This window comes from Frankia sp. AiPs1 (assembly GCF_023716945.1).
GTDB lineage: Bacteria > Actinomycetota > Actinomycetes > Frankiales > Frankiaceae > Frankia.
The window spans coordinates 1-2,878 of record NZ_JAMQQF010000681.1; the positions used below are offsets into that span (position 1 = coordinate 1).

Genomic DNA, 2,878 nt, shown 5'->3' on the forward strand with positions numbered 1-2,878 from the left:
GGCTTCCCCGACAGCGTTGGTTCGCCGGCAAGGGCCGCGGCGCCGGGAGAACCGAGACCTGCGGCTGGCCCGGTCGGGTCAGCGGCGTCGACGACGCCCGCGCCGAGGTGATCGACCGCGGGCGGACCCTGTCCGAGGCGTTGGACAGCGTGGCGCTGGCGGCCCGCATCGGGCCGGACATGCTCGGTGCCGCCGAGCGGCGGCGCTACCTGCTGATCGTCCAGAACCCCGCCGAGTCGCGGGCGACCGGCGGGATCATCGGCGGCTTCGGCCTGTTGACCGCGGATCGGGGGCGTCTGTCCCTCGACGGCATCTCCGGCAACGGCTCGCTGCCCGGCGGTCCCACCCAGCAGACCCCGGCCACCGCGCTGCCGGGTCCGTTCGCGGCGCGCTACGCGTCGTTCTGGCCGGACCGGGTGTGGGCGAACGCCAACCTGACGCCCGACTACCCCACGGTCGGCAAGCTCTACTCCCACCTGTATCGGGCCGGGACGGGCATCGACGTGGACGGCACCATCAGCGTCGACCCGACCACGCTGTCCTATCTGCTGGCGGCCAGCCGGCCCGCGGTGCTGCCCGACGGCAAGATCGTCACCGCGGCGAACCTGGTCGACCTCGTCGAGTCCGCGGTGTACGCCCGCATCCCGACGGTGCCTGCCCGGGATCGTTTCTTCGCCGAGGTGGGACAGGCCGTCTACGCGGCGGTGGAATCAGGCAGCGGGGACACGGCGAAGCTGCTCACCGCCCTGTCCAAGGCCGCCGGCGAGGGGCGACTCACTCTGTCCAGCAACCACGCCGATGAGCAGGACGTTCTTTCGACGACCGCGGTGGGTGGCGCGCTACCGACGGGATCCGGGCCCTACCTCGCCGTCGTCACGCAGAATGCCACGGCCAGCAAGCTCGACTACTGGCTTCGCCGCCGGACCACCTATCGGGTGCAGCGGCTGCCGAACGGAGCCGGCGCGGTGACGATCGCCGTCCGACTCACCAACGTGGCCCCCGACGGCCTGCCGGAGTACGTCCGCAATCGTGAGGATGTCCGCGGTCCCGGGGCCAATCCGCAGGCCCAGAACAACCTCTGGCTGTCGGTGTACACGGGTCGGGACAGCCTGTTCGCCGGTGCCCATCTCGACGGCCAGCCGCTCGCGCCGACCAGCGGCTCCGAGGACGGTCTGCCCGTCGTCTCGACCTTCCTGACCGTCGACCGCGGCCAGACCAGGACTCTGGAACTCAAGGTGCTCGAGCCGCAGGCGGGTCCCGCGCTCGCGGTTCGTCCCCAGCCGCTGCCGGTGCCCGAGCGCCTCGACGTCGAGGGGGTGCCGGTCACTTCTCCTTGGTCACGCAGTGTCAAGAACTGACTACAGAGGGTTGTAGACACGGAGAGTAATCATCGATACTCTCCGTGTAGTCAATCCTCCAACTGTTTGGCCTGATGATCCGCAGGGAGAGTGCCTGTATGAAGTTCCGACCCCTCGGAGTCGCGCTGGTGGCAGGCGGCGGTGTGGCGCTCGCCGCGCTGCCGGCTTCTCCAGCCGCAGCCTTTGACAAACCCATCTTCGGCCCCGACGGCCCCGACGGCCCCGACCCGGGTGCCGTCTATCCGCCGGTGGGCGCCGTGTGCGCCGGTCCGACCGGGGCGGGAACCGTCAGCAAGTCCGTCGTCCTTGTTGGTGAGACCGTGACCTTCAGCGGCTGCGGATTCCTCCCTGGCACCCAGATCGAGATCGAGCTCGACGGACAGTACCTGTACGAGGCCCAGGCCGCGGGCGCAACAGGTTTGTTCAGCGTGCCGGTCAACCTTCCCGGGACCGGCCAGCACACGATCACCGCTGTCGGTGAGGGCATCGCCCCTCCACCCCCGCCGCCACCGGGCGGCGGTCCGGGAGGGCCCGGCGGTCCGGGCGGGCCTATCGGTCCGGGAGGTCCCGGCGGTCCCGGCGGGCCTATCGGTCCGGGCGGGCCTATCGGTCCCGGGGGTCCCGGCGGTCCCGGCGGTGCGGTGGTGCCCGGCGGTGCGGTGGTGCCCGCCGGTCCAGGAGCGCCTGACGATCAGGGCGTCCTGGCTGACCCGGCCCTGGGAGCCGGGCCGGGCGGCCCGGAGAGTTCGGAGCCGGGCGGTCCGGGGAGGCCCGGATTCCCACCCGGAGACGAGCCGGGCAAGGACAGGCCGATCCTGCCGCCGATCACCATCGGGCTGGCGGCTCCGCTCACGCCTGCGAAGCAGGCGTTGCAGACCCGCGTCGTCAACGCCTCCGTGTTGGTGATCGGGTTCGGTGAGGACGGCATCGAGGGTCTGCCGTTCAACCCGGGCTGGATCGCCAACTGGATCGGCGACTGGGTGTTCGACCACGACGGCAAGCGTCGGCACCGTGACGACTGCTTCGGCGACAAGGACGGTTTCGACAAGGACGGCCACGACGGCAAGGACGGCTTCGGGAACAACGGCTTCGGCAAGGACGGCTTCGGCAAGGACGGGTTCGGCAACAACGGCTTCGGCAACAAGAACGTCGGCAACGACAAGGAGGCGCGGGCCGACGAGCTGGGCGGCCAGAACGGCTGGGACGGCAAGAACGGCTGGGACGGCAAGAACGGCTGGGATGGCCAGAACGGCTGGGATGGCAAGAACGGCTGGGATGGCCAGAACGGCTGGGATGGCAAGGACGGTCGCGACGGCAAGGACGGCCGCGACGGCAAGGACGGCTGGGACGGCAAGGACAACCGGAACGACAAGGACGGCTGGAAGGACAAGGACGACTGGTTCGGGGACAAGGACCGCGACAAGCGTGATGGCGGCCCCTGCTTCGTCGGCGCGGGCGTCGGGGTCGGCGTGGTCGGCGCGGGCGTCGGCGTCGGTGCCGGTGCCGCGGCGCCCGCCGGC

General features: G+C 71.0%; 1 protein-coding gene and 1 pseudogene. Both read left to right on the plus strand.

The window, feature by feature from the left end:
* On the plus strand, nucleotides 1-1,358 hold a 1,358-nt coding region (locus tag ND748_RS29315; protein WP_251749435.1), incomplete at its 5' end, for a DUF4012 domain-containing protein.
* Nucleotides 1,359-2,227: 869 nt separating this feature from the next.
* Nucleotides 2,228-2,878 (plus strand): annotated as a pseudogene (locus tag ND748_RS29320) (hypothetical protein); the annotation flags it as partial.